This window comes from Streptococcus oralis subsp. oralis, from assembly GCF_002096445.1.
Lineage (GTDB): Bacteria > Bacillota > Bacilli > Lactobacillales > Streptococcaceae > Streptococcus > Streptococcus oralis_N.
The window spans coordinates 308,610-335,606 of sequence record NZ_NCUK01000013.1 but is presented as its reverse complement, the minus strand read 5'-3'; the positions used below and the strand labels follow the sequence as shown (position 1 = coordinate 335,606).

Annotated in this window: 31 protein-coding genes; 6 read left to right on the top strand and 25 right to left on the bottom strand. The window is 41.7% G+C overall.

The window, feature by feature from the left end:
* The 4 genes from B7721_RS04965 to B7721_RS04950 all read left to right on the top strand — a co-directional run bounded on the left by B7721_RS04965 (position 1) and on the right by B7721_RS04950 (position 4,388).
* Positions 1-756 (top strand): hypothetical protein, encoded by a 756-nt coding sequence (locus B7721_RS04965; RefSeq protein WP_084877848.1) that lies wholly within the window; start codon positions 1-3, stop codon positions 754-756.
* 296 nt (positions 757-1,052) lie between these two features.
* Entirely contained in the window at positions 1,053-2,396 is a 1,344-nt protein-coding gene (gene murT, locus B7721_RS04960) for a lipid II isoglutaminyl synthase subunit MurT (RefSeq protein WP_084877846.1), read from the top strand.
* Positions 2,396-3,178: a lipid II isoglutaminyl synthase subunit GatD gene (gene gatD, locus B7721_RS04955; RefSeq protein ID WP_084877844.1), complete on the top strand. Its 783-nt coding sequence runs from the start codon at positions 2,396-2,398 to the stop codon at positions 3,176-3,178. The genes murT and gatD overlap by 1 nt, the downstream gene beginning before the upstream one ends.
* Positions 3,179-3,305: 127 nt before the next feature.
* A complete protein-coding gene (locus tag B7721_RS04950) occupies positions 3,306-4,388 on the top strand; it encodes a M24 family metallopeptidase (protein WP_084877843.1) in 1,083 nt (360 codons plus the stop codon).
* A gap of 40 nt (positions 4,389-4,428) precedes the next feature.
* Here the strand turns inward: B7721_RS04950 and B7721_RS04945 are convergent, their stop codons facing one another.
* The 16 genes from B7721_RS04945 to B7721_RS04870 all read right to left on the bottom strand — a co-directional run bounded on the left by B7721_RS04945 (position 4,429) and on the right by B7721_RS04870 (position 16,551).
* A complete protein-coding gene (locus B7721_RS04945; protein WP_084877841.1) occupies positions 4,429-4,890 on the bottom strand; it encodes an ECF transporter S component in 462 nt (153 codons plus the stop codon).
* Positions 4,868-5,641, bottom strand: coding sequence for a bifunctional hydroxymethylpyrimidine kinase/phosphomethylpyrimidine kinase (locus tag B7721_RS04940; protein WP_084877839.1), 774 nt, complete (start codon positions 5,639-5,641; stop codon positions 4,868-4,870). The genes B7721_RS04945 and B7721_RS04940 overlap by 23 nt, the downstream gene beginning before the upstream one ends.
* Positions 5,631-6,380 (bottom strand): tRNA pseudouridine(38-40) synthase TruA, encoded by a 750-nt coding sequence (truA, locus tag B7721_RS04935; protein ID WP_084877837.1) that lies wholly within the window; start codon positions 6,378-6,380, stop codon positions 5,631-5,633. Before truA ends, B7721_RS04940 begins: the two co-directional genes overlap by 11 nt.
* A gap of 99 nt (positions 6,381-6,479) precedes the next feature.
* A complete protein-coding gene (locus tag B7721_RS04930) occupies positions 6,480-7,631 on the bottom strand; it encodes an MFS transporter (protein WP_033629392.1) in 1,152 nt (383 codons plus the stop codon).
* Between the two features lie 112 nt (positions 7,632-7,743).
* Positions 7,744-8,367, bottom strand: a complete 624-nt coding sequence (locus B7721_RS04925) for a Pr6Pr family membrane protein (protein WP_000775204.1) — start codon at positions 8,365-8,367, stop codon at positions 7,744-7,746.
* Between the two features lie 2 nt (positions 8,368-8,369).
* Positions 8,370-8,708: a zinc ribbon domain-containing protein YjdM gene (locus B7721_RS04920; RefSeq protein ID WP_001061580.1), complete on the bottom strand. Its 339-nt coding sequence runs from the start codon at positions 8,706-8,708 to the stop codon at positions 8,370-8,372.
* 209 nt (positions 8,709-8,917) lie between these two features.
* A complete protein-coding gene (locus B7721_RS04915) occupies positions 8,918-9,436 on the bottom strand; it encodes a Dps family protein (RefSeq protein WP_000229895.1) in 519 nt (172 codons plus the stop codon).
* A 188-nt stretch (positions 9,437-9,624) separates the two neighbouring features.
* Entirely contained in the window at positions 9,625-10,383 is a 759-nt protein-coding gene (gene tpiA, locus B7721_RS04910) for a triose-phosphate isomerase (protein WP_000087891.1), read from the bottom strand.
* Between the two features lie 96 nt (positions 10,384-10,479).
* On the bottom strand, positions 10,480-11,157 hold the full coding sequence (locus B7721_RS04905) for a DnaD domain-containing protein (protein WP_000220746.1): 678 nt from the start codon (positions 11,155-11,157) through the stop codon (positions 10,480-10,482).
* Between the two features lie 8 nt (positions 11,158-11,165).
* Complete coding sequence (gene metA, locus B7721_RS04900; RefSeq protein ID WP_084877835.1) at positions 11,166-12,110, bottom strand: homoserine O-acetyltransferase MetA; 945 nt, start codon at positions 12,108-12,110, stop codon at positions 11,166-11,168.
* A gap of 186 nt (positions 12,111-12,296) precedes the next feature.
* Positions 12,297-12,809: an adenine phosphoribosyltransferase gene (locus B7721_RS04895; protein ID WP_084877834.1), complete on the bottom strand. Its 513-nt coding sequence runs from the start codon at positions 12,807-12,809 to the stop codon at positions 12,297-12,299.
* A gap of 175 nt (positions 12,810-12,984) precedes the next feature.
* The gene (gene rplA, locus B7721_RS04890; protein WP_001085675.1) at positions 12,985-13,674 is read right to left on the bottom strand and encodes a 50S ribosomal protein L1; all 690 of its coding nucleotides are present in this window, start codon (positions 13,672-13,674) and stop codon (positions 12,985-12,987) included.
* Positions 13,675-13,771: 97 nt separating this feature from the next.
* Positions 13,772-14,197, bottom strand: a complete 426-nt coding sequence (gene rplK, locus B7721_RS04885) for a 50S ribosomal protein L11 (RefSeq protein WP_001085808.1) — start codon at positions 14,195-14,197, stop codon at positions 13,772-13,774.
* A gap of 122 nt (positions 14,198-14,319) precedes the next feature.
* On the bottom strand, positions 14,320-15,036 hold the full coding sequence (gene ldcB / locus B7721_RS04880) for an LD-carboxypeptidase LdcB/DacB (RefSeq protein ID WP_084877832.1): 717 nt from the start codon (positions 15,034-15,036) through the stop codon (positions 14,320-14,322).
* Positions 15,037-15,050: 14 nt separating this feature from the next.
* On the bottom strand, positions 15,051-15,512 hold the full coding sequence (locus B7721_RS04875; protein ID WP_084877831.1) for an HIT family protein: 462 nt from the start codon (positions 15,510-15,512) through the stop codon (positions 15,051-15,053).
* Between the two features lies 1 nt (position 15,513).
* Entirely contained in the window at positions 15,514-16,551 is a 1,038-nt protein-coding gene (locus B7721_RS04870) for a M42 family metallopeptidase (RefSeq protein WP_084877829.1), read from the bottom strand.
* A 139-nt stretch (positions 16,552-16,690) separates the two neighbouring features.
* Between B7721_RS04870 and B7721_RS04865 the strand changes: the two genes are divergently transcribed.
* Positions 16,691-17,242 carry a DUF1307 domain-containing protein gene (locus tag B7721_RS04865; RefSeq protein WP_049518917.1) on the top strand — a complete coding sequence of 184 codons (552 nt, stop codon included), beginning with the start codon at positions 16,691-16,693 and terminating at the stop codon, positions 17,240-17,242.
* 318 nt (positions 17,243-17,560) lie between these two features.
* Complete coding sequence (locus tag B7721_RS04860; protein ID WP_084877827.1) at positions 17,561-18,112, top strand: DUF1307 domain-containing protein; 552 nt, start codon at positions 17,561-17,563, stop codon at positions 18,110-18,112.
* 48 nt (positions 18,113-18,160) lie between these two features.
* Here the strand turns inward: B7721_RS04860 and brnQ are convergent, their stop codons facing one another.
* From brnQ to B7721_RS04815, 9 genes are all read right to left on the bottom strand, one after another.
* Positions 18,161-19,486, bottom strand: a complete 1,326-nt coding sequence (gene brnQ / locus B7721_RS04855; protein ID WP_162283475.1) for a branched-chain amino acid transport system II carrier protein — start codon at positions 19,484-19,486, stop codon at positions 18,161-18,163.
* Positions 19,487-19,670: 184 nt separating this feature from the next.
* Entirely contained in the window at positions 19,671-19,958 is a 288-nt protein-coding gene (locus B7721_RS04850; protein ID WP_084877825.1) for a rhodanese-like domain-containing protein, read from the bottom strand.
* Entirely contained in the window at positions 19,955-20,545 is a 591-nt protein-coding gene (locus B7721_RS04845) for a uracil-DNA glycosylase family protein (protein ID WP_084877823.1), read from the bottom strand. Before B7721_RS04845 ends, B7721_RS04850 begins: the two co-directional genes overlap by 4 nt.
* Positions 20,546-20,598: 53 nt before the next feature.
* Complete coding sequence (gene pepV / locus B7721_RS04840) at positions 20,599-21,999, bottom strand: dipeptidase PepV (RefSeq protein WP_084877822.1); 1,401 nt, start codon at positions 21,997-21,999, stop codon at positions 20,599-20,601.
* 12 nt (positions 22,000-22,011) lie between these two features.
* A complete protein-coding gene (locus tag B7721_RS04835) occupies positions 22,012-22,617 on the bottom strand; it encodes a nitroreductase family protein (protein ID WP_084877820.1) in 606 nt (201 codons plus the stop codon).
* A gap of 184 nt (positions 22,618-22,801) precedes the next feature.
* Positions 22,802-23,326, bottom strand: coding sequence for a hypothetical protein (locus B7721_RS04830; protein WP_084877818.1), 525 nt, complete (start codon positions 23,324-23,326; stop codon positions 22,802-22,804).
* Between the two features lie 140 nt (positions 23,327-23,466).
* The gene (locus B7721_RS04825) at positions 23,467-24,300 is read right to left on the bottom strand and encodes a metallophosphoesterase family protein (protein WP_084877816.1); all 834 of its coding nucleotides are present in this window, start codon (positions 24,298-24,300) and stop codon (positions 23,467-23,469) included.
* A complete protein-coding gene (uvrC, locus tag B7721_RS04820) occupies positions 24,290-26,137 on the bottom strand; it encodes an excinuclease ABC subunit UvrC (protein ID WP_084877815.1) in 1,848 nt (615 codons plus the stop codon). Before uvrC ends, B7721_RS04825 begins: the two co-directional genes overlap by 11 nt.
* A 101-nt stretch (positions 26,138-26,238) precedes the next feature.
* The gene (locus tag B7721_RS04815) at positions 26,239-26,940 is read right to left on the bottom strand and encodes a M57 family metalloprotease (protein ID WP_084877813.1); all 702 of its coding nucleotides are present in this window, start codon (positions 26,938-26,940) and stop codon (positions 26,239-26,241) included.
* Between the last annotated feature and the right edge of the window lie 57 nt (positions 26,941-26,997).

The following is a 26,997-nucleotide window of genomic DNA, read 5'->3' as shown; positions in this document are numbered from 1 at the left end:
ATGAATAAAACAGAATTACTGTTACAAAGACTAGATGATATTGGTCAGTCTCTAAAAGATTCTAGACAAGCACTAGCTTTGCTGGCACTTGGTTCTTGCGGAGTAGAAAGAGACCGATTGGATCAATACTCAGATTTGGATTTTTTTGTTATTGTAAAAGATGGCTACAAGCAGGCCTATATACAGGATCTAACTTGGTTAAGTAATCTAGAACCAATTGCATTTCACTACCAAAATACAGTAGACGGACATAAAGTTCTATTTGAAGATGATGTTTTTTGTGAATTTGCTGTCTTTGAAGCTCATGAACTAGTAAACATTCCCTTCGCTGAAGGCAAGATTATCTGGAAGGAGGTTGGTTTTGATGAAACAATCTGCCGGCCACAAAGATTGCCATCAAAAGAAAATAGAGACCGCGAATGGCTGTTGGGAGAAATTTTATGCAACCTATATATAGGACTAGGTCGCTATCAACGAGGGGAAAAATTGGCTGCTTATGATTTCATCCAAAATAGATCCGTCAAGCTTTGGACCGAACTAATCAATTTGGAAAAAACTTCTAAATCTAATTTTATAGATATTTTTAACAGCAACAGACGATTTGAAAAAGGTTATCCAAATGAAGCCAAACAATTACCCTACTTTTTGCAAGGTTACGAACGAATTTCTGAATCTGCTCAAGCACTCCTAGAATATCTTGATAAACACTATCCTCTTAACGCATTTATAAAAGAAAAAATTCGTAATTTATTATAAAAGAGACTTTCCAAAAAATGATCTAAATCCCAAAAGTTAGGTATCTTTGTCAACTATAATGGATTAATGAAATTTTAAAACCTGTAGAGGATAATCAATGTCCTCTCCTTTCTTATATTCAGAGTGAGAAAGATTTATTTCTTAAAGTTGCCAAAGTTATCAAATCCAAAGATATTGTATTTGATTGGTTTGGTTTAATCAGAACCTAAAAAGCACTTATAAGGTTACTTCTTTAGTTGATCTTAGAGGTTACTTTAGTTATTGGACTGCTGGGCGCAGTATGATATAATAGAAACATGAAATTAAAAACTACTTTGGGCCTCCTAGCTGGGCGTTCTTCTCACTTCGTTTTGAGCCGTCTTGGCCGTGGAAGCACGCTCCCAGGAAAACTCGCCCTCCAATTTGATAAAGATATTTTACAAAATTTAGCTAAGAACTACGAGATTGTCGTGGTCACTGGAACCAATGGAAAAACCTTGACAACTGCGCTTACTGTCGGCATTTTAAAAGAAGTTTATGGTCAGGTTCTTACTAATCCGAGCGGTGCCAATATGATCACAGGGATTACGACAACTTTCTTGACTGCCAAATCCTCTAAAACTGGAAAAAATATTGCCGTTCTCGAAATTGACGAGGCCAGCCTATCTCGTATCTGTGACTACATCCATCCTAGCCTTTTTGTCATCACTAACATTTTCCGTGACCAGATGGACCGCTACGGTGAAATTTACACAACTTATAACATGATTTTGGATGCCATTCGTAAGGTGCCTACGGCTACTGTTCTCCTCAATGGTGACAGTCCACTTTTCTACAAGCCAGCTATTCCAAATCCCGTTCAGTATTTTGGTTTTGACTTGGAAAAAGGACCAGCCCAACTAGCTCACTATAATACCGAAGGTATTCTCTGTCCTGACTGTCAAGGCATCCTCAAATATGAGCACAATACCTATGCAAACTTGGGGGCCTATATCTGCGAAAATTGTGGCTGCAAACGACCTGAATTGGACTACCGTCTGACAGACTTGGTTGAGTTGACCAACAATCGCTCTCGCTTTGTCATTGACGGACAAGAATACGGCATCCAAATCGGTGGACTCTATAATATCTACAATGCCCTTGCTGCGGTTGCCATTGCTCGTTTCCTCGGTGCAGATTCGCAACGGATCAAGCAAGGATTTGACAAGAGCCGTGCTGTCTTTGGACGCCAGGAGACCTTCCATATCGGTGATAAAGAATGTACTCTTGTCTTGATTAAAAATCCAGTCGGTGCGACCCAAGCTATCGAGATGATCAAACTAGCGCCTTATCCATTTAGTTTATCTGTTCTCCTTAATGCCAACTATGCTGATGGGATTGATACTAGCTGGATCTGGGATGCTGACTTTGAACAAATCACTGACATGGACATTCCTGAAATCAACGCTGGCGGTGTTCGTCATTCTGAAATCGCGCGTCGTCTACGGGTGACTGGCTACCCAGCCGATAAAATCACTGAAACAAGTAGTCTGGAGCAAGTTCTCAAGACTATTGAGAATCAAGACTGCAAGCATGCCTATATCTTGGCTACCTATACTGCCATGCTTGAATTCCGCGAACTGCTAGCTAGTCGTCAGATTGTTAGAAAGGAGATGAACTAATGGTTTATACTTCACTTTCCTCAAAAGCTGGCAACTACCCTTATCAGATCAACATTGCCCACCTCTATGGAAACCTCATGAATACCTACGGGGACAATGGAAATATCCTCATGCTCAAGTATGTGGCTGAAAAACTGGGGGCACATGTGACGGTTGACATCGTTTCTCTCCATGATAACTTTGATGAAAATCACTATGATATCGCCTTTTTCGGTGGTGGTCAAGACTTTGAACAAAGCATCATCGCAGGCGATCTACCTGCTAAGAAAGAGAGCATTGACAACTACATCCAAAACGACGGAGTAGTTCTAGCCATCTGCGGTGGTTTTCAACTTTTGGGGCAATATTATGTTGAAGCTTCAGGTAAACGTATCGAAGGACTCGGTGTCATGGGCCACTATACCCTCAACCAGACCAATAACCGCTTTATCGGTGACATCAAGATTCATAATGACGAATTCGATGAAACCTACTACGGCTTTGAAAATCACCAAGGTCGTACCTTCCTTTCTGATGACCAAAAACCGCTGGGTCAGGTTGTCTATGGAAATGGAAATAACGAAGAAAAGATCGGCGAAGGGGTTCATTATAAGAATGTCTTTGGTTCCTACTTCCACGGACCTATCCTCTCTCGTAATGCCAATCTGGCTTATCGCCTGGTCACTACTGCCCTCCGCAAAAAATACGGTCAGGACATCCAACTCCCTGCCTATGAGGATATTCTCAGTCAAGAAATCGCTGAAGAATACAGCGACGTCAAAAGCAAGGCTGACTTTTCTTAAACCAAAGAAAACCATATCAAAGAACTCCCCTATCTTGTCGGAGTTCTTTTTACCTGTTCTTTTACCCTTCTCCCTTGCATTTTCTCTCATTTTTTGCCAAAATAGAGGGGTAGAAAGAAGGTAGCATATGTCTAAATTACAACAAATCGTAACATATCTTGAATCAGAAAAACTAGACGTCGCTGTCGTATCTGACCCCGTCACTATTAATTACCTCACTGGCTTTTACAGTGATCCCCATGAACGCCAAATGTTCCTCTTTGTTCTAGCAGATCAGGAACCTCTCCTCTTTGTCCCAGCTCTCGAAGTGGAGCGTGCAACCAATACTGTTTCCTTCCCAGTTGTGGGCTATGTGGATTCTGAAAATCCATGGCAAAAAATCAAAAACGCTTTGCCGCAGCACGACTTCAAACGTGTCGCTGTTGAGTTTGACAATCTCATCTTGACCAAATACCATGGTCTGAAAACTGTCTTTGAAACTGCTGAGTTTGAAAACCTCACTCCTCGCATCCAACGCATGCGCCTCATCAAATCAGCTGATGAAGTCCAAAAAATGATGGTTGCAGGGCTCTATGCTGATAAAGCTGTCAATGTTGGTTTTGATAATATTTCTCTTGATAAGACTGAGACAGATATCATTGCACAAATCGACTTTGCCATGAAGCGTGAAGGCTATGAAATGAGTTTTGATACCATGGTCTTGACTGGCGATAACGCTGCAAATCCACACGGAATTCCTGGTGCAAACAAGGTTGAAAAGGACGCCCTTCTCCTCTTTGACCTCGGTGTCATGGTTAATGGCTACGCCTCAGATATGACTCGTACGGTCGCTGTCGGTAAACCAGATCAATTCAAAAAAGATATCTACAACTTGACTCTTGAAGCCCAACAAGCTGCCCTTGACTTTATCAAACCAGGTGTGACTGCACATGAAGTGGACCGCGCTGCCCGTGAAGTCATTGAAAAAGCTGGTTACGGTGAGTACTTCAACCACCGTCTCGGTCACGGTATCGGTATGGATGTCCACGAATTCCCTTCTATCATGGAAGGAAACGACATGGTCATCGAAGAAGGCATGTGTTTCTCTGTTGAACCAGGTATCTATATCCCTGGTAAAGTCGGTGTTCGTATCGAAGACTGCGGTGTTGTTACCAAAGATGGCTTTGACCTCTTTACAAGCACCAGCAAAGACTTGCTTTATTTTGATTAAACCTAGACAAGCAAAAAGTCAGCTCAAATAGCTGACTTTTTTATTTTATCTTCTTAACACTCTGAAAGACTACAAACCCCACAACCATCCCCACGATATTTTGCAGGAAGTTTGGAAGGATTTCTGGTAAGGCTGCTGACCAGCCATTCATCAGGGTAGAACCTAGGGCGTAGCCACTTACCATGACGATAGTAGCCAAGACAAGGCCTAGCCATTGCCACTTCCCTTTAAAACCTGCAAAAAATCCTTGCAAGCCATGATTTATCAAGCTAAAAAACATCCACTGTGGATAGCCTGATAGAAGGTCAATTAGGAATCCTGCTAGTCCTCCAACGACAGCTCCTTCTTTACTGCCAAAGTAAAAAGCAGTAAAGAAAATACCTGCGTCCAAGAGAGTCAATATTCCTGTTGGCGTTCCAATTTTCAAGTAATAACCTAGGACTACTGAAAGGGCGGTTAAAAGAGATACAAGGGCGATTTTAGTTGTTTTGGTTTGCTTCATATTGTCTTACTCCATATTGATCTGCTTGTGCAATAGCACGGTAAACGAAAGCTTTCGAGCTCTCTACTGCTGGTAAAAGTTCATCACCTTTAACCAAGTGACTGGCAATGCTTGAGGCAAAGGTACATCCTGCACCAGCATTTTGGCCTTGAATGACTGGGTTTTCTAGAACAGTGAAAGTTTGTCCATCATAAAAGACATCCACTGCCTTGTCATGACTGAGGCGATTGCCTCCCTTAATAATAACTGCTGGCGCTCCTAAATCATGCAATTTCTGAGCTGCAGCCTTCATGTCTTCCAATGTTTTAATTTCCTGATCAGCTAACAATTCTGCTTCAGGAAGATTTGGCGTAATCACACTGACATGAGGGAAAAAACGAATCAACTCTTGGCAGAGCTCACTAACAGCCACGTCGTGCGTTTCCTTGCAGACCAAAACGGGGTCCAATACCACAGGCACTCCTGGACGTTGCTTGATAAAGTCCAAGGCCTTCTCAGCCACACTGACAGTAGGAAGAAGGCCAATCTTAATCCCTGCGAACTCGACATCACGTAAGCTATTCAACTCATGTTGGAAAATAGTATCATCCGTAGGAAAGACTTCAAAGCCCTTTTCGGTCAAGGCCGTCAAACAAGTGACAGCTACAAAGCCATGCAAGCCGTTCAAGGTATAGGTAGCCAAATCAGCTGATAAACCACCACCACTAAAAATATCATTCCCAGAAAGGGCTAAAATACGATTATTCTTCATAACGAATCTCCTTTAAATACAAGCCATTCGGTGCTGCAGTTGGACCTGCAAGTTGCCTGTCCTTCTTCTCCAAAATCAAGTCAATCTGCTCAACTGGCATTCGATTATTTCCGATTTTGAGCAACGTCCCCACCATATTGCGAATCTGCTTATACAAGAAACCATTTCCTGAAAAGGTAAAGGTCAAAAACTGCCCTGTCTCATCAATCCTAAGACAGGCTTCTGTAATAGTCCGAACCTTGTCCTCTACACTGGTCCCAGATGCTGTAAAACCGGTGAAATCATGGGTTCCCTCCAGCTTTTTGATTGCCATCTGCATCCGCTCAACATCAAGCGGGTAGGGAAAGTGAGTAGCGTAGTGACGACGCATCGGATTTTTAGGACGCCCCCTATCCACTATAAACTCATAGGTCTTGCTATGTTTGGCATAACGGCAATGAAAATCATCCGCCACAATCCCAATCGAAATCACATCGATATCTTCAGGAGACTGGGTATCCAGAGCAAAACGGAGTTTTTCCTCATCCATCTGATAGGGCAGATCAAAATGAATGACCTGTCCCAGAGCATGGACCCCACTATCCGTCCTACCAGCACCGTGAACAGTGATGGCTTGCCCCTTATTGAGTCTCGTTAAGGTTTTCTCAATTTCCTCTTGAACGCTCCGCGCATGAGGCTGGCGCTGAAAACCAGCAAAGGCATAACCGTCATAGGAAATGATTGCTTTATATCTTGTCATAACTTCTATTTTATCAGGAAATAAAAGTGTAAACAAGTTTAAAAACCAATAATTGTCTGGGTACAAAATTCCTAGAAGGAAAAACTTAGGAAATTAATCCTAAGCTTTCTTTTGAAGTGCGTACATAACAAAGATAGAAGTGACAATCAACCAGCAGCCTAGAATGGTGAAGACCAACATACCGTTTTGAGTCACCAAGCCAATCGCCCCAAGAATGAAAGGTGTCGTAAAGGCTCCAAAGCTGCATCCTAGCACTGCAAAAGATGTTGCCTGATTAAGGAGCTTGGCTGGGATTCTTTCAGAAAGAAGCTGAAAGACAGTGGTCAAGGCCACACTGTAGGAAAAACCTGCCACAACACTTCCAACTACCATCACACCCAATGACGGAGACAAGGCAATCACAATCTGCCCCAATCCAAAGGTGATACCTGACCAAAGGAGCAATCTTTCTTTAAATAGAGAGATAAAGAAAGAAAAACTCACACCTGCCAAGATACCAATCAACTGCATAATACTTAAGACCAGGCTCGATAACTGGGCATCCCCTAGACCTCTTTCCACCATCAGACTAGGAATACGAATGGTGATAGCTGTGTTGGTGCAGACAACAACTGCTGCTTCGACAGCCAATAGAAAAATTAATCCTTTCATCTTTCCTGTCAAACGAGTCGTTTCGGTCTCTTTTTTCTTTGTTTCTTTCTTTTCTTTCCCATAAGGGACAAAGAGCAGATAAAGAATCAATACTAAAAATCCCGCACTGTAGGCCAAGAAGGTCACTGTCCATCCCAAGGATAAGAGTTGACCGACCACTAGAGTCAAAATCGACGCCCCGACAACTTCTGCTGATCCGCGAAGCCCCAACATCTGGATCCGTGTCTTTCCATGATAGCGTTCGCTGATGATGGAAATGGCCTTGGCATTGATCATCCCAACACCCAAGCCAAATAAAATCCGCATCGCAAAGACAAAGTTGTATTCCTGATACCAGAAAGGGGCAGTTCCACCGATAGAAAGGATGAGAAGTCCCAGACTAATCTGAAGACGCTCAGGAAATAACCGCTCCAAAAACCCATTTAAAACCAGCATAATCATGATTCCAAAAGAAGGAAGACTGACCAGGAGCTCGATTTGTTCTTTGGGGTAGCCTTGATAGTAGTCAAACATGGCTGGCAGAGCGCTTGAAATGGAAAAGGAGGTAATCAAAACGAGGGAGAGGGCCAAAATACTAGCCCGTTCTAAATATTGTTTCATGAATTTTCTTTCTGTATATTTCTCACTGTTGATCCTTTTAAAAGGAAGATGGCAAGAAAAGAAGGAGCCCGATTGAACTAAAGACTCCGTCCTAACTTTCCTAATAGGAAGACTATTTTCGCTTGATTTGCTTGATCAGATAGAAGATGAAGCCTGCAACCATATACGCCGCAAAAATGATTAAACACCATTTGATAACCACGTCCCAACCCTTGTTCACATTTAAAAAGAAATAAGGGAAGGGATTGTCCTTGGAATTCGGAATATTGAGTTTTAAGACCAAGCCATTAAACAAGGCAAAAATCATATAAACCAAGGGCAAGATGGTCCACAAGACTGGATCCCAGATCTTGTATTGACCCCGTTTATCAAAGAAGAGGGTGTCGGCTAAAAACCAGAGTGGAACGATATAGTGGCAAAGGAAATTTTCCACACGGTAAAAGTCTGTCGCGATCGGAGCAAGCATAAAATGGTAAATCACACAGGTAATCATGATACTCATGGTAACGCCACCCTTGAGACGAAGCAAGGTCGGACTTTGCCAATTTTCACCTGAACGGCTCATCACACGGAGCAGATAGCCCGTGAAAATCGTTACCAAAAGATTGGACAACACTGTGTAGTAAAGGAGCATACCAAAGCCACCGTGCTTGGTAATTTCTAAATAAACCCCTGTAAATGCCGCTAAAAACAAGAGCACACGACTATAAAAGATAAATTTATAATTCAGTTTCATGGCTAGATTTTCTTAACAAATTCTGACTTGAGTTTCATAGCTCCAAAACCATCAATCTTACAGTCGATGTTGTGGTCACCTTCTACGATACGGATATTTTTAACACGAGTTCCTTGTTTCAAATCCTTAGGTGCACCTTTTACTTTCAAGTCCTTGATGAGGGTTACAGTATCGCCGTCAGCCAATTTATTTCCATTGGCATCGATAGCAACAACACCTTCTTCTACTTCTGCAACTTCAGCAGGATTCCATTCATAGGCACACTCTGGGCAAACCAAGAGACTTCCGTCTTCGTAGACATATTCTGAATGACATTTTGGGCAATTTGGTAAGTTGTTCATAAGTCCTCCTTAAACTAACAATTATTCTTTAAAATTCATATGTTATTGAACAGCAACTATTATACCGTAAAATCCTACTTTTGACAATGTGTCCTAAGTCCAGCAGACAAAAAAATCATGCAACTTTTTACAGTTACATGACTTTTAAAAGATGATTGATCATGGGCACTTATCAAGCGCCTCATGATAAAAGGGGTAGCAACTATATTTTACAAACCAGGAGCTTGTCCAAGTTCTGCTGTAAGCATCCAAACTGTTTTCTCAAGTTCAGCCTTAGCCCCAACAAAGATATCGTTTGTAACATCATCACCTTCTTCGTCAGTTACATCCAAAGCTTTTTGGAAAAGAGCGATGAGGTAGCGATAAATTGCTAGAACACGTTCCAAGCTTTCTTCAACGTTACGGAATTCTCCTTCTTCTTCTTCGATTTCACTGTGTTGAAGGAATTCTGTCAAAGTTGAATAAGGTTTTCCACCAAGAGTAATCAAACGTTCACTGATTTCGTCAAGATAGCTATCAAGACTGTCCATGTATTCATCCATTTTTGGATGCCATACGAGGAAGCCACGACCACGCATATACCAGTGAACTTGGTGAAGGGCAATGTGAGCCACATACAAGTCCGCTACTGCTTGGTTCAATACTTCCTTTGTTTTTGCCAATGCTACTGGCGCTGTTTTAGATAATGTTGTTACGTCTTTTACTGCTTCTTTTTTCAATTCAACCATATTGATCACCTCATAATATTATTTTTGCAACCATATTTATTGATTACTATCTCAGTATACTACTCCTAGTAGACAAAAGCAAGAAAATTAACCCATATTAAAAAAGTTGTAATTGACTGATAATTTAAGAAAAATATACAGTCTTTAAAAAAAAGACAGTCTTAGCAGACTGTCTGGAATAACTGAGATTATTTTACAAAATCAAGCAATGCCAAGAAGCTTTCAGCTTCAAGTGACGCACCACCAACAAGGGCACCGTCAACGTCTGGGCAAGCCATGTATGAAGCAACGTTTTCAGGTTTAACAGAACCACCGTATTGAACACGAACTTTGTCCGCAACTTCTTGACCAAAGTCTGCAGCTACAACGTCACGAACGACTTTACACATTTTTTGTGCATCGTCTTGTGAAGCTGATTTACCAGTACCGATAGCCCAGATTGGCTCATAAGCGATAACGGATGCAGCAACTTGTTCAGCTGTCAATCCAGCCAATGCAGCAGATACTTGAGCACCTACGAATTCAGCAGCTTTACCAGCTTCGTAAGTTTCAAGTGACTCACCACAACAGATGATTGGAAGCATACCGTTTGCAAAGATTGCTTTTGCTTTTTTGTTGATATCTTCGTCAGTTTCATGGAAGTAGTCACGACGTTCTGAGTGACCGATAACAACGTAGTCAGTACCGATTTCTTTCAAAACTTGTGGGCTAGTTTCACCAGTGAAAGCACCTGCATTTTCAAAGTAGCAGTTTTGAGCAGCAACTTTAAGGTTTGAACCTTTAGCAGCAGCAAGAACAGCTGTCAAATCAAGAGCTGGAGCTGCGATACCTGCTTCAACAAGGTCTGATGAAGGAAGTTTTGATGCAACGGCTTCAACGAATGCTTTTGCTTCTTCTGGATTTTTGTTCATTTTCCAGTTACCAGCGATAAATGGTTTACGTGACATTTCACATACCTCTTTTTTCATTTTATTCACTATTATTCTATCATATTTATAAGGAGCTTGCAAACCTTACTCTAATTTTCAAGATTTTTCAAGCGACTAATCTTGCCACAAATTCATGGCATCGAGGAAATCAGCCGAAGCCTGAACTTGTTTGGGATTGTTGACTTCTCGCTCTGCTCGTTTGGCCTCTACCTGAGTCACAGACTGAATACCTTCATGGCGCCAGTTTCGTAGGATTGCCTGAATATATTTCCAGTTTGGCTTGCCATTGAGAACGGCCTCTCGGAGAGCTTCCTTAATCAAATCCGCCTTAACTCCGTCTTCTTTGACAGTCTTGGAAAGATCTTCGATTTCAAATGGTGTTAATAAGCGTCCCAACTCCTGCTGAAAAGTTTCAACCAGATCCTTCAACTGATTCTGCGGGTTTGGGGCAGTTGTAGCTGGAGTTTGGCTGTCTAGTAAGCTATCCAAGCGTTCAAAAGCCAAACTAGCATCAAAAATCAGCTCAATTTCCCCATTTAGTTCAATGGTTCGATATTGTAGCAAACCATTTTCAGTCAAATTTGAAATAGATTGGTTGACATCTGCAACCTCTTTCCCAATGATTTCAGCAATCTGACTAGGTGAAACATCTCCTAGGGCTGTGGTATTTTGTAAATAGAAAAATTGCCAGACGAGAAAATCTTCGCTGGAAGGAAAGAGTTCCTTAAAATGCAAGAGCAGGGCACTTGGTAAAACCAAGTTCCCTGATTTAAAAGCGTCAAAATATGTCATAATTCCTCTTATAGATATCCAAATGCAGCCACATCATCCTCTACCTTTCTCCAGTCAAAAGGGGTTTCTTGATAAACTGCATAGTTTACCCAATTGCTGAAAAAGAGGGCAGCTGATGAAGACCAACAGAGACAAGGCGTCTCATTTACATCATCATTTTTGAAGTAATTTTCTGGAATATGAGGATTAAGTCCCGCCTCATAATCACGAAAATACTCTCTTGCCAAAGTGTCACGATCGTACTCCAAATGACCAAAACTATAAATCTCACGCAAATCTCGACTAGCTAGGATAGAAACCCCAACCTCAGGACCTTCTGACAGTATCTCCAGATTGGTCTTATTTAAGATTTCTTCTTTTAAAATCTCCGTATGACGAGAATGAGGAGCTACATAGCGATCATCAAAACCTCTAAAAAGAAGGTGCCCTTCTTTCAAGGTGTCCTGTGGATAAATTCCTGATAGTTTCCGATCCATCTGGTGCTTTTCAACGCCATAGCGAACATAAAGACCTGCTTGTGCTCCCCAACAGATATGGAGGGTTGAAAAAACATGCGTCTTGGACCATTCGATGACCTGCTTGAATTCTTCCCAGTAATCTACCTCCTCAAAAGGCAAATGCTCCACTGGTGCTCCTGTGATAATCATTCCATCAAAAAAGTCATCCTTGACCTCTGGAAAGGTCTTATAGAAGGTTTCCATATGTTCGGCCCGGGTTGTCTTGGAACGATGTGTTTCCATATATAAGAAATCAATATCTAATTGCAAAGGGGTATTGGCCAAATGCCGTAAGAGTTGCGTTTCTGTTACCATCTTTTGAGGCATGAGATTTAAAATCAAAATCTTCAAGGGGCGAATATCCTGATGAGCAGCCCGTTGGTCGTCCATAACAAAGATATTTTCTGTCCTTAAAATCTCCACAGCTGGTAATTTTTTATCAATTCGAATCGGCATAATACCCTCCTAACAGTTCTCTATTTCGGGAATGATGTTGTCTGTTTGAAAGTAAAAACCTCCAAATACTTCTTCCCTTTATTATACTGTATGAAGATATAGTTTTCAATTATAGTTTTTCTCTAACTAGCTATAGTTATTTTATATAGCAAATGAAGAGAAAACAGCCCCAAGGACTGTTCTTCATTAATAATGCATAAGTACCTTGTAATCGTAATCTCCGATTTTTTCACGGCCTTTAAGCTCATCCAATTCAATCAAGAAAGCACAACCGGCTACAACTCCACCAAGTCTTTCAATCATCTCAATGGTTGCTTTGACAGTTCCACCTGTTGCCAAAAGATCATCTACGATGAGAACACGTTGACCTGGCTTAATCGCATCAGCATGCATGGTCAAGGTATCAATACCGTACTCTTTCTCATAATCAGCAGAAATGACTTCACGTGGCAATTTCCCTGGTTTACGAACAGGTGCAAAGCCAATTCCCAACTCAAAAGCAACTGGGCAGCCAACAATAAATCCACGAGCCTCTGGTCCCACAATCATGTCGATTTTCTTATCAGTTGCATACTGAACAATTTCACGAACAGCATAGCTATAAGCATTTCCATCTGCCATCAAAGGGCTGACATCACGGAAGGTGATACCTTCCTTAGGATAATTTTCAATCGTTGCGATATAATCTTTTAAATTCATCTTTTTCTTTCTTTCAAAGTTTTTTACTCTCTATTATACCACATTTTTTAAGAAAGAAAAAAGGAAAAGCACTATTCTATTGCTCCATCAGGCTATTAATGGAGTTATTTTCCCTGGAATGAACTTATCATCAAAAAAACGAGCACATTCGTACTCGTTTTTAAAAATCTGTTAATTAAAGTGAGTTTACGTCAACCTTGATACCAACACCTTGAGTAGTTGTGATAGTCAAGTTTGTTACGTAAGTTCCTTTAGCTGTAGCTGGTTTTGCTTTTTGGATTGTTTCGTTGAAAGCTTTGAAGTTTTCAACCAATTTTTCAGCTTCAAATGATACTTTACCGATGATTGCTTGAACGTTACCTGCACGGTCAGCACGGTAAGTGATTTTACCACCTTTAGACTCTTCAACTGCTTTAGCAACATCCATTGTTACAGTACCAGTTTTAGGGTTTGGCATCAAGTTACGTGGTCCAAGGACACGTCCAAGACGTCCAACAAGAGCCATCATGTCAGGTGTAGCGATAACTACGTCGAAGTCCAACCAACCGTCGTTGATTTTTGCAACAAGGTCATCTTCACCAACAAAGTCTGCACCAGCAGCTTTTGCTTCTTCAGCTTTTGCACCACGTGCGAAAACAAGAACGCGTGAAGTTTTACCAGTACCGTTTGGCAATACCATTGCGCCACGGATTTGTTGGTCAGCTTTTTTAACGTCGATGTTCAAGTTATAAGCAACTTCTACAGTTGCGTCAAATTTTGCAAAGTTAGTTTCTTTTGCAAGTGCTACAGCTTCTTCTACACTGTATGCTTTTGTGCTGTCGATTTTTTCAAGAGCAGCACGAAGTTGTTTGCTTTTTTTAGCCATTTTCTATTCTCCTTGTAAGTGGTTCAATCGATTTTCATCTCCCACGTCACTTCTCGAAATGATGAAGTCTTGCGGGTTATATTGGGGGTGTTATTGATTAGTCAACAACAGTGAATCCCATAGAACGAGCAGTACCTTCGATCATACGCATTGCAGACTCAATGTTTGCTGCGTTCAAATCTGGCATCTTAGTTTCTGCAATTTCTTGAACTTGTGCACGAGTAACTGTAGCAACTTTAGTTTTGTTAGGTGTACCTGATCCTTTTTCAACACCTGCAGCTTTTTTCAAAAGAACAGCAGCTGGTGGTGTTTTTGTTACGAAAGTAAATGATTTGTCTTCGTATACTGAGATAACAACTGGAATGATCATACCAGCTTGGTCAGCTGTACGAGCGTTGAACTCTTTTGTGAATCCCATGATGTTGATACCAGCTTGACCAAGAGCAGGTCCAACTGGTGGAGCTGGTGTAGCTTTACCAGCAGGGATTTGCAATTTTACAAGTTTTTCGACTTTTTTAGCCATTTTTAAATCCTCCTTTGTGGTTTTGGCGGTAATTAGAGATTTTTACCTCCCACAAGTATGCTTTACACATACCTTTCCATTATACACTATTTATCTAAAAATGCAAGAGAAAAATTACTTTTTTAATCGACGTAATCTCCGCCTTCAAAGCCATAGTACTCTTCCAAACTGAGACCACTTGCAGCAATTTCTTTGGCTTCTTTTCCAACGTAGCGGAGATGCCATTCTTCTGCCATGTAGCCAGTCTCTTTTTCCTTGTCTTTGAGATAGCGAACAACAAAGCCATAGTCAGCCGCATGATCCAAGAGCCACTGGGCCGCCTTTTCTTCAGTAACTAAATCTCCATCTGTCCCAATAAGGTCAAATGCAAGACCTGTTTGGTGTTCACTATAACCTGGGCGAGCTGAGTAGCGATCAGCAGCTTCCTTACCATCTTGATTCACATAGTCTTGATAAAGTTTGGTTTGAGTTTCATAACTTCTAAAACCACTGTAGTGATCGCTGATTGGGTAGCCAGCTGCTTGCATTGCTGCAATGAGCTTCAGCAACTCTGCTTTAGCTGTTGGATTTTCTCCTGGATTATAGTCTTTTGACAAAGGATAATGCTTATTAGCTATGACGATTTCATCGTACTTCCCTTGAATACTATAGTAGTCTCCCTTATTGACAACTTCTGCCTTCTTCTGACTAGAGGCTTGGGATTTGCTCCCCACAGTTCCTTCAGGTTGACTAGTTTGTTCCGTTTTTTGAGTGTTTTCTTCATTTTTAGGTTTTTCTTGCGAACATGCTGCTAGGGTTACTGCCAGCAAACCAGATAAAACGATGTAGCTTTTTTTCATTTTTTCTTCCTCTCTTAGACCAAGTACTTCTCTAATTCATCGGATAAGGCTTTAATCATTTGTTCTAACTCATGGGATTTCACTTGGCAATCTTCTGCCGCCATTTCTTCCCAGGGTACCCACCAGACTGGACCACGGCCATTCAATCCATGACCCCTCATATCACCTGACCGTCTTGGAAAGAGGTGCCAGTGAGCGTGGGCATCTCCATTTCCTAGAAGTTCGATGTTCATCTTTTCAGCTTTAAACGTTTTGGCGACAGCTTCTTGGACCAAACTCATTTCCTCTAGAAAACGAAGTTTTTCAGAAGTCTCCATATGGTGGAGTTCTGTGACATGCTCTTTTGCCAGAAATAAGGTATAGCCCTTAAAGTATTGGTGGTCTCCAATAACAACATAGCCTGTTTCTAGTTCTTTTACAAAGTAGGGATTTTCCCCTGCCTTGATCCATTCAATTCTTTGACAAATCAAGCACATATTAGTCTACCAAGGTGCTCTTGAGATAGGCGTCTACCATACGCTCAGTCGCCACGACCGAATCAATGTGTGTTCGTTCGTAAGAGTGACTTGATTCAATACCAGCTCCAAGGAGGGCATGTTTGACCTCGGCTCCTGCTGACATAGCTGCCGAAGCGTCTGATCCATAAAATGGATAGATATCAAGCTTAAATGGAATATCTTGCTCTTTCCCCAAAGCTACTAAGTGTTGACGGAAGTCATAGTGATAGGGACCTGAAGCGTCCTTGACACAGATAGATACTGTGTACTCATCCGTCTGTTGGTCATCGCCCATAGCTCCCATATCCACAGCCAGATATTCTACTACCTCTTCTGGAATATTGGAGTTTGCACCGTGACCCACCTCTTCAAAGACTGAAAAAGCAAAATGAGTTGTTACTGGCAATGCAATCCCCTCTTCCTTATAAACACGAAGAAGATTGAGCAAAATTGCTGCGCTGACCTTGTCATCCAAGTGGCGAGACTTGATAAAACCAGTCTCTGTCACGACAGTACGTGGATCAAAGCTGATAAAGTCGCCAACCTCGATGCCCAAGGCGCGCGTTTCCTTTTCATTGGTTACTTTTTCGTCCAAACGCACTTCCATATTGTCCTGTGTGCGTTCTGCAGTTCCTGCATCCTTGTAAACATGACAAGAAGTCTGGTGAATGAGGATGGTTCCAGATACCTTTTGACCTGTGCTAGCCACATGAACCGTACAGTTCTCCCCTTCAATCATGTTCCAAGGGAAGCCACCGATACGATCTAATTTGAGACGACCATCCGGTTTGACTGCACGAACAATAGCACCCAGCGTATCCACGTGGGCAGTCACATAGCGTTGTTGTTCATCATTTTGACCTTTAATGGTCACATTGACACCGCCCTTAGCTGTACGAACCGGCTGGTAACCAAGTTTCTCTAAAGTATGGACTAGATAGTCTGAGATCTCACGAGTAAAGCCTGTTGGAGATGCAATTGCGGTTAGTTCTTTGATATAGTGTATAGTCTGATTCATTTCTTCACCTCTTTCCTACCATTATAACATTTTTCTAGTCAGACTCCTTCTCAAAAGGAGAAAAACTGTGTTTAGTTGCTTTCACTATAGATCCATGTTATAATACAAATACTTTGATTATGAAAGGAAAGTAAAAAATATGAAATCATACTTTAAAGTATCACTAGCCCTTGTGGCTTCACTTGTCCTCCTGCTCGGATGTTCCAAACAAGCATCAACACCTGCAAACAGCAGTTCTAAAGAAGACACAACAACTCAGTCAAGTGAAAGCAAACAAAGCACTGAACAATCATCAGAAAAGAAAGAAACAACTAAAACACATACCTTTATTAACAAAAGCAATTCTGGAATCACTTCTACCTTGGTTTATACTGTAGAAGGCGACAATGTTATCAAGCAATCAGCTAATAACATTGCTGATCCTGAAATCCTTGGTGCAACTCCAGAAGATGTCAAGAGTTTTATCGAAGAAAAGTACAAAGGTTATAATGGACTCAAAGGTGTTAAACAAACGATTGAAATCAAAGATGGAAAAGTTGTTCAAGATCTAGAAGTTGACTTCTCAGTTGCAAGCATTAGCGAACTTAGAAAAGCACTCCCTGAAGAATATTCTGGTATCGGCAATCGTGTCAGTTTCTCAAACTCTAAAAAAGCACTGGAAAAGATGGGATTCACAGAAAAGACGAACTAATCTCCTAAAATTTCATATAGACTAGTGTAGGTCCACCCCAAAAGTTAGACACAACTCTAACTCTTGGGGTATTTTATTACATCCCTAACCGATGAGTCCAATAGAGTCCTCCCAATCCCATAAAAAGTGCATTTAAAACTTCACACCCTTATAAAGCCATACGATAAAAGATTTTTGAAATAGATAGAGACAAAACTTTAATCGTTAGACTAGTTTCTGTTCATTGTCATGTCAAGTCAGATGAGAGGGGAGGTCTAGTTGATTTTGTAGTAGAATCATGTTATAATACAAAATACTTTGATTATGAAAGGAAATTCTATGAAAACTTATATTAAAACTTCACTAGCCCTAGTGGCTTCACTTGTCCTCCTGCTTGGATGTTCCAAACAAGCTTCTACACCTGCTAGCAGCAGTAGCAAAGAAGACAAAACAACTCAGTCAAGCGAGACCAGACAAAGCAGCCAACAATCATCTGAAAAGAAAGATGAGACAGAAACCCACACATTTGTCCACAATAGCAAACCTGGAATTCATTCTACCTTGACTTATACTGTAAAGGGGGATGATGTTGTAAAACAAACTGCTCATAATGTATTTGACCCTGAGAAACTTAATAATACCGCGGAAGGTATTAAGCAAATTGTTGACGATACTAATAAAGGTTATGAAGGGGTCAAAGGGGTTACACAAAAAGTTGAAATTCAAGACGAAAAAGTTATCCAAAACATCGAGGTTGACATGTCTGTCGCAAGTCTTGACGAACTGAAAAAAGCAATGCCGAATGAATATTATGGTATTGGAAACCGTGTAAGCTTTGCTGCTTCGAAAAAAAAGCTTAAAGAAGCTGGTTATACTGAACAAACCAACTAATGAGTCGTGCTCATACAAAAAATTCTTGGTCGATGACCAAGAATTTTTTCATTCCATCTCAAAAACGTCACTCTCTTGTTTGTTTGGTAGAACCAATGAAAGCAAGATTCCAATCATAGCTGGCACTAACCATGGAAGAGAGGCTGACGCAAACGGAAGGGCATTAATCAGATTTTCTAGAAACTCAATCTTAAAGGAACTTCCAAGGACGCTTGCAAGAGCAATAGCTGTAACAAGTCCAATGGTTAACTGCATGCCCGGTTTTGATAGGGCGACAAACTTATTCACAATCACGATCATCACAATGGCGATGGTGATTGGGTACAAGATTACCAGTACTGGCACTGAGTACTTAATTATTGCATCAAGACCAAGATTTGCAATGGCAAATCCAATCAAGGTAAAGGCTGTTGCATAGACCTTGTAGCTGATTTGTGGGAAACGTCCGTTAAAGAACTCTGCTGTCGACACAATCAATCCAACTGTCGTTGTGAAGCAGGTTACAGTTACCATAACAGCAAGGAAGAGTTGAGCTGTTGAACCAAAGATTTCCTGAGTTGCTTGCGACAAGATATAAACACCTGGTGTTCCACCCTTCATCACTTCTGCTGGTACTGGGAAGTGATTTCCAAGGAATCCTAAACCAATGTAAAGAGCGCTGAAAGCAAGAGCTACAACGATACCAACCACCCAAATAGTTGAAATGTATTCTTTCTTACTGGAGAATCCAAGTTGTTTCAAAGTTTGAACTGCAATCACACTGAAGGCAACTGAGGCAAGGGCATCCAAGGTATTATAACCTTCTAGGAATCCTGTACCAAAGGCTGAAGCTTGATAAGCAGCTGACGCAGTTTGAGGACTTGTTCCACCGTATTTGAAAGCACCTAGTACAACCAAGATAACGATCAACAAAGCAAAGACTGGCGTCAAGATACGTCCGATTCGATCCAAGATTTTTGATGGATTGAGCGAGATTAAATAAGCCGCTGCAAAGTAAAGCACGGTAAAGACAATCAATCCTAGACCTTTGTTTGCTTCGGATAAGAGGGGGCTAATCCCAACTTCGTAAGCTGTTGTGGCTGTACGTGGAATGGCAAAGAAGGGACCAATTGATAGATAGAGGACTGCAAGATAAAGCGTCGCAAACCAAGGTGAGATTTTCTTAGAAATCTCGTGAATGTATCCTTTAGGGTTTAGCGTTCCGATGATGAGCGTTAGGACAGCAATCCCGACACCCGAAAATACAAAACCTGCGATGGCAGGAAGAAACTGTTCTCCAGATAAAGCACCTAGAGAAGGTGGAAAAATCAAGTTTCCCGCACCAAAAAATATTCCAAACAGGAGCAAGCCTGTTAGGGCACCTTTTTTAGCCATAATAATCTCCTTCATATTTCTAAAATACTGACCTAGTATACCATGATTAAGACTCTGAAAAAAGTATCCAAAATTAATCATTGAATGTTTTCAATATTTTTAAAAATAAGAATTATCTAAAAACAAAATCCCTTACTCAGTTGGAGCCGAGCAAGGGAAAACTAGGATCTATCGCCATATAGGTTTAAAAATTTTCAAAGGCCGTCATTCCACCTTGGACATTGATAACGTCATAACCCTTTTCAGCTAGAAATTGACAAGCACGCGCTGACCTCATCCCAGATTTGCAAATGACATAATACAAGAGGTCCTTATCCAATTGATCATAAGTATCAGCCAATTGACTAAGCGGTAAGTTGTGTGCACCTTCTAAATGAAGCGTCTCGAACTCTTCTACTTCTCTCACATCTAAAACGGAAAGGGACTCTTTCTGGTAAAGCTGGTAAAATTCATCAAAGGCTGTTTCTTTCATTCTTTTTCTCCTAAAATAGCTTTAATTCTTTTTTTCAACTCTGGCACCACTTCTGACTCAAACCAAGGATTCTTAGCCATCCAGATTTGATTACGTGGTGACGGGTGCACCAGAGGGAAAAATTCTGGTAGATAGTCTTTGTAGTGTTTCACCCGCTCTGTTACCTTGCCACTAACCTTCTCATGAAGATAATAGGCCTGGGCATATTGTCCAATCAAAAGGGTCAATTCAATATTTGGACATTCCTTGAGGAGTTGTGGGTGCCATTTTTCTGCGAAACCTCTACGGGGTGGAAGGTCGCCTGACTTGCCATGTCCTGGAAAGTAAAAATCCATGGGCAGAACTGCAAAATAACCTGAGTTGTAAAAGGTGTCCTCATCCACACCTAGCCACTCACGCAAGCGATCGCCACTCTTATCCTTCCAATAAATCCCAGCTTCTTGTGTTTTAAGCCCCGGTGCCTGACCGACAATATTGATGCGGGCAGTTTTTGGCGCCGCAAAGAGAGGTTCGATTCCGCGTTCTGTATAGCTGGTATTTTGCGGATCCGCCATAATGGCTTGCTTGATTCTTTCAATTTGAGACATCTGTTTTCCCTCCAAAAAGAAGTCCAAGCATACAATCTCAGACTTCTATCGTTTTATTTGATCAATTCATAAATAGCTTCTGCATAAATTGCTGCTGCTCGGAAGAGATCGTCCAAGGCGATAAATTCATTGGCTTGGTGCATGGTATCGATTGAGTCCGGGAACATAGCACCGTAGGCAACCCCACGTTCCAGCAAGCGACCAAAGGTTCCACCACCAATGACTTGTTCGTGGCCTTTAAGACCAGTTTGTTTTTCATAGACATTCAACAAGGTTTGCACAAGCGGATCTTCCATTGGCACATAGTGAGGGGTATGGCCGTGTTCAGAAAGACTAACTGAAGCCACTGGCAAGTTTTCAAGGATTGACTTGATTTGCTCTGGGCTTGTTCCTTTTGGATAACGGAAGTTAAGAGCAATCGTATTGTCAGCACTTGTTTCATCAAAGCGGAAGACACCCGCATTCATAGAAAGGGAACCCATCTTTTCATCCACATGAGCAACCTTGAGATTTTCACCCTCATGGTCATTCAAGAGAATCTTACCAGCGATGTCGAGGTAGTCTTTGGCTGGTCCAGCAAAGTCAAATTGGCTGAGGAAGAGGGCCAGGTAGGTCGCACCATTGACACCTGAAGCTGGCATAGCACCATGAGCTGATTTACCAATGATTGTCACCTTGTATTTGCCAGATTCTTTTTTGATTTCTCCTCTGAGTTTGTGTTCTGCAACAAAGGCATCTAGTTTAGCTTGCAAGTCAGCCAAGTCACCTGAAACAACTGCTGTTGCTGATTCAGGTACCATGTTTTCACGCAAACCACCTGTGAAGCTGTGAAGGCGAGCTGCACCTGTATTTTCACCTGCAAAATGGAGGTATTCAGTGATGTTCCCTTTTTCACCATTGATGATTGGGAATTCAGCATCTGGTGAGAATCCAAAGTCTGGTTTTGCTAGTCCTACATGTTCAAAATAGTAGTCCATGTCTGCCCAGCCTGATTCTTCGTCTGTTCCGACGATGAAACGAACTTTTTTAGAAGTTGGGAGCCCCAATTCTTTGATGATTTTCAAACCATAGTAACAAGCTGTTGTAGGCCCCTTGTCATCTGAAGCTCCACGCGCATAAAGACGACCGTCTTTGATAGTTGGTGTGTAAGGATCTGTGTCCCAACCACTACCAGCTGGCACCACGTCCATGTGAGCAAAGATTCCGAGAACTTCTTCTCCTTCACCAAACTCAAAATGTCCTGCGTAGTTATCGACATTCTTAGTTGGATAGCCGTCACGGTCTGCAATTTCAAGGAATTTTTCCAAGGCTTTTACCGGCCCAGGTCCAAATGGATGCTCAGCATCGGCTTTGCTATCATCACGTTCTGAGTTGATTTCCAAAAGGCTAAACAAGTCAGCCAAGAGGTCTTCTTTGCGTTTTTCTACTTCTGCTGTAAAATCAATTGCTGTCATTTTTTCTTCCTTCTATCTTTTCTCGATGATTTCATCTACTGGCAAGCGGTAGCTTGGTTCCAATTTTTCGTCTGTATAACCCACTGTGATCAAAAGCTCAGGACGGAAGCGTTCTTCAATTTCCAAGACTTCGTTGGCTTTTGATTTATCAAAACCAAGGATAATGTTAGAGCCGATTCCTTGGTCAGTCAAAGCAAGAACCAAGTTCATGGCAACCAAACCTGCATTGAGAGCTAGGTAGTCGCTGACTTGTTGTTCACTGTAACGCGCAAACTCGGCAGGCAAATTCTTCATAAAATATTGAAGTTGCTCTTCTGAGAAATTCTTTGCGCCACCAACACGGGCAATCTTGCGGGCACGTTTAGCAAGGTCTGTATCTGTAAACAAGGCAATGGTCACTGGCGCTGATGATACCTGCTCAAAGTTCGAACCGTATGCCAATTTTGCCAATTCAGCATTTTTCTCACGAACGACTACAAACTTCCATGGCTGGCTGTTATGGGCACTTGGGGCTAAGGTTGCGATTTCGATAGCCGTACGCACATCTTTGGGATCTACCGGTTTATCAGTAAAATGCTTGGTCGCATGACGTTTTTTATTTAATTCAAGAAATTTCATAATCGATTTCCTTTTCTAATTCTACTGCTTCCATTCTACCATATTTTGAAAGAGCTTGCAGAGATTTTTCATAGAGTTAGTACTTCTTTCAAACTCTCTGCTATTAATTTGGAGCTATTTAAGTAGGTATCGCTTTAGATTTGAGCAAGCAAAAAGCAGGTGATCAAACACCTACTTTCTCATATTATTGACCAGATGTGTATGGAGCAATTGCTTTATAAGCCGCTTCCAGCGCTTTCTTCATTGTGTCACGTCCAGTTTTCAACTGTTGAACAAATAGAGTACGAGTTTGTTCTGGCACTACTGTATCATCAGAACCAATACTTGAAAGGCTTTCGTTAAATGACTCTCTTACAGTCTCCATAGACTTAAGCGCTGGTTCAACTTGGGCATTATATGCTTCTTTTCCACTCTCTGGAATTTTTTCTCCAATTTCAACTGCATGTTTTTTATAATTGTCAACTAGTTTACCAAAGACTTTCTTCACATCTCCAACAGTTTTAGCATTATCAATTTCTTCATCGGTGATCAAAACAACCTCATTATTTTCTGTCTTTGAACTAGACGTTGTTGATGAGGTCTCTGAAGAAGAAGTTTGCTCTACAGAACTTGAATTTTTAGTCGAAGAATCAGACGTTGTTTTCCCTGAACATGCCGCTAAAACAACAACAGATAAAAGAGCCATACTGGCTGTAATAATTTTCTTCATAATGTTCCCCTTTATATTAAGAATTGAGTCCATTTTATAACAAAATAATTTCAATGTCAAACTTTAGCTAAACCATTTTTTCTAAATAATTCGACTACAAACCTCACTTCAAAATAAGAATGTCCATTTTATTTCTAACTTTACAAAAAATCAAAATAATCCTTCACATCCTCTACATATCCATGCTTTTCGATTAAACTAGCTAAGAGTTCCAGATTGTGCCCCCGATAGTTGTCTTCTCGGCGTAGTTCTTCATACATTTCGATAAAAGGAAGCCCCTTAGACTTGGCCAATTCTAACTCCGCTTCATAATCATAAGAAACTTTTCGGAATAAAATGTTTACCAATTCTCCATCTTCCACTTCTATCATGGCATACTGGGCACGGTGATTTTTTAACGCCTCCCAATTAAAATAGGGCATGCCAATCGACCCTGGATTGATGATTTGTTGCCCTTGACTGCCATAACGAAGCAACTGCTTGTGAACATGACCATAGACTGCCACGTCAACTTCATCATCTAGGAGTTGGTCAAATTTCTCTGTATCATTCTCAACTAGCAAGTCACCACCATAGTTCTTATTTGGCAAATTATGAGAAAGAGAAAAACGCAGTCCGTCAACTTCTCTCTTTTCTAGCATAGGTAAGCTTCGTAGCCAGTCAATCGTTGCAGGATCCATTCGCTCCATCAAATACTGCGTCATACGCAAGAGCTGGACTTCCTGTGGGTCTTCCAAGCCATATTGCCCATCTAAAGCCTCAAGGACACAATCATCCCAATTGCCTCGAACACTTGCAGTGATAGGAAGTTCCTTTAACAGAGCGACCAAGTCATTTGCACCTGGACCAGGGAGGAAAATGTCTCCCATGAGCCAGTATTCACTGACTCCTTGTGCTTTAGCATCTGCAATCACTGCTTCTAAGGCAGTCACATTTCCATGAATATCTGATAAAATTGCGATTTTATGGTTCATCATAATCTCCTTTTGTTTGGTAGTCCACTCTTTCTTCCGCCACTTGAGCCAATTCCACTTCTTCCTGAGGGTTCAACTTTCTTTTCACATCTTCTGCGACTGCTCTTGGCACACCAACTTCGACAATTTCATCCACACTGGCTTCCTTGATTTTAGTGAGAGACTTGAAATGCTTCATAAGATTTTGCTTGCGTTTAGGTCCTAGCCCTTCAATTCCATCCAGCTGTGAAGAAAAGGAATTTTTGGAGCGCAGTTGCCGGTGGAAAGTGATAGCAAAGCGGTGGACCTCATCTTGGATGCGTTGGAGGAGGAAAAATTCCTGAGAGTTTCGTGACAACTCCACCACTTCCAGCGGATCTCCAAAGAGCAGTTCATGGGTTTGGTGCTTGTCATTCTTTTGCAGACCTGCAATTGGAATATCCAAACCCAGCTCCTCTTGGATGACCTGCTTTGCGATATTGACTTGCCCTTGTCCCCCATCAATGACAATCAAATCAGGAGGAGTCAAACCGTCTCGTTGAACTCGACCATAACGTCTGCGAATGACCTCTCGCATGCTGGCATAGTCGTCTGGACCCACAACCGTTTTTATCTTGTACTTACGGTAATCCTTCTTACTCGGTTTACCATTGACAAAAACCACCATAGCTGAAACAGGACTGGTTCCCATGATATTGGAGTTATCGAAGGATTCGATACGTACTGGGGTCGGGATTTGGAGCAAGCGTCCCAGATTTTCAATAGCCCCTTGGGTCTTTTCGACTGATTTTTCTAGCAGATTGAACTTCTGCTCCAGACTAACACGAGCATTTTTTATGGCTAGATTGACCAGTTGTTTTTTCTCCCCACGTTGGGGTTTGAGAATCTTGGTATCCACCAAGGCCTTGACTGCTTCTTCATCGATATCCTGCGGAATCAATACTTCATTGGGAACCAGGTGAGATTTTTCTTGATAGAATTGTCCCACATAGGTCAAGAAGTCCTCATCCGGATCATTGTAGTAGGGGAAGAGATTGACATCCCTCTCGATGAGTTTTCCTTGACGGACAAAGAAAACCTGGACACACATCCAACCCTTGTCCACATAGTAGCCAAAGACATCCCGATTTTGGAGATCCTTTGCCATAACCCGTTGCTTGGTCCGAAGTGTTCCAATAGCCTGAATCAGGTCACGGTATTCCGCCGCACGTTCAAACTCCATACTTTGTGCTGCCTTTGCCATCTTGCCCTTGAGGTCATCGATGATTTTGTCATCCTGTCCTTTTAGGAAATCAGAAACCTCCTGAGCCATGGACTTGAAATAGGCCTCATCTTTCTGACAGATGGTGTGGGCCATACATTGACCGATATGGTAATAAAAACAGACTTTAGACGGTGGATTAGTACACTTACGAAAAGGAAAAATCCGATCCAAGAGTCGCTTGATTTCATTGGCTGCACCTACATCGGGATAAGGTCCAAAATAAAGACCCCCATCCTTTTTGACCTGACGAGTAATGATAAGCCGTGGATAACGCTCATTGGTGATTTTGATGAAGGGATAGGACTTATCATCCTTGAGCATGATATTGTACTTGGGCTTATTTTCCTTAATCAGGTTGATTTCTAGGAGAAGTGCCTCAATATTGGACTCAGTGACGATAAATTCAAAATCCACAATTTCAGACACCAGAGCCTCAGTCTTGGTATCGTGACTCCCACGGAAATAGGACCGCACGCGATTGCGCAGATTTTTAGCCTTTCCTACATAGATAATAGTGCCATTTTTATCCTTGTGAATGTAGCATCCAGGGCTGGTCGGCAAGAGCTCTAGTTTTGATTTGATCAAGTTATTCATAGTTCCATTATAGCAAAAAGGCCGTGACAGGACGAACAAAAAGCCCCACCGATCACTTGATGGAGGAGCTTTGATTTCTTTTCAGATTGCACCGACTTCATCTAGTCGCTACTGGTATAGAGTTCTTGAACAGCTGTCACATCCTGGGGCTGAATCCCATAGTAAGAGCCGGCAGGCTGCATAACAGAAGTTTCGTTGGTATGATCCAATCCGATGGCATGCCCCAGCTCGTGCTCCACCGTGTGCACGATCCGTTCATAAGAATAACCATAGTTTGGATTGGATAGATAATAGTGATTCAGGCGAACCGTTACAGATATAAATTGTTTGGTTAACAAATTGGTTTGACTCTCGGCTTGACCTGCTACAGCGGTCGATCCATCATTCATCTCACTTGCCACAATATCTGCCTGGCTAGGATCCGCAACCACCTCAAAGGTAAAGGCTCCCGTTTGATTCCAGTTCTTTATGGCTTCTGCATAGGCACCTTGGAAGGTTTCATCCATTTGAGGCTCAATATAGATGCGAGCTGAGGCCTGAGCCCACTTGCCTTCTGCATGTTGGTGACTGTCTGTCTGAGACAAGACTTCCAGCGTTCCCGTCTCCTTCCATTGATTCCAGCCACCTTGACCAATCTTGCTCATTTTTTCAACCTGATTGACCGCAGAATGAAAATCACCAGACAGATACCAAACCACTCCAAAGGCAATGAGAAGTAGAATGACCACGGTCCAAACCAGACGCCAGAAGAAACGCCAAATTCCCAAAAGAAATCGGAAGAATAGTCGAATAATCCAGAACATGACGTCCCACCTTTCATAAAAATAAGAACCTATCTTGAAATCACATTCTACTTGATC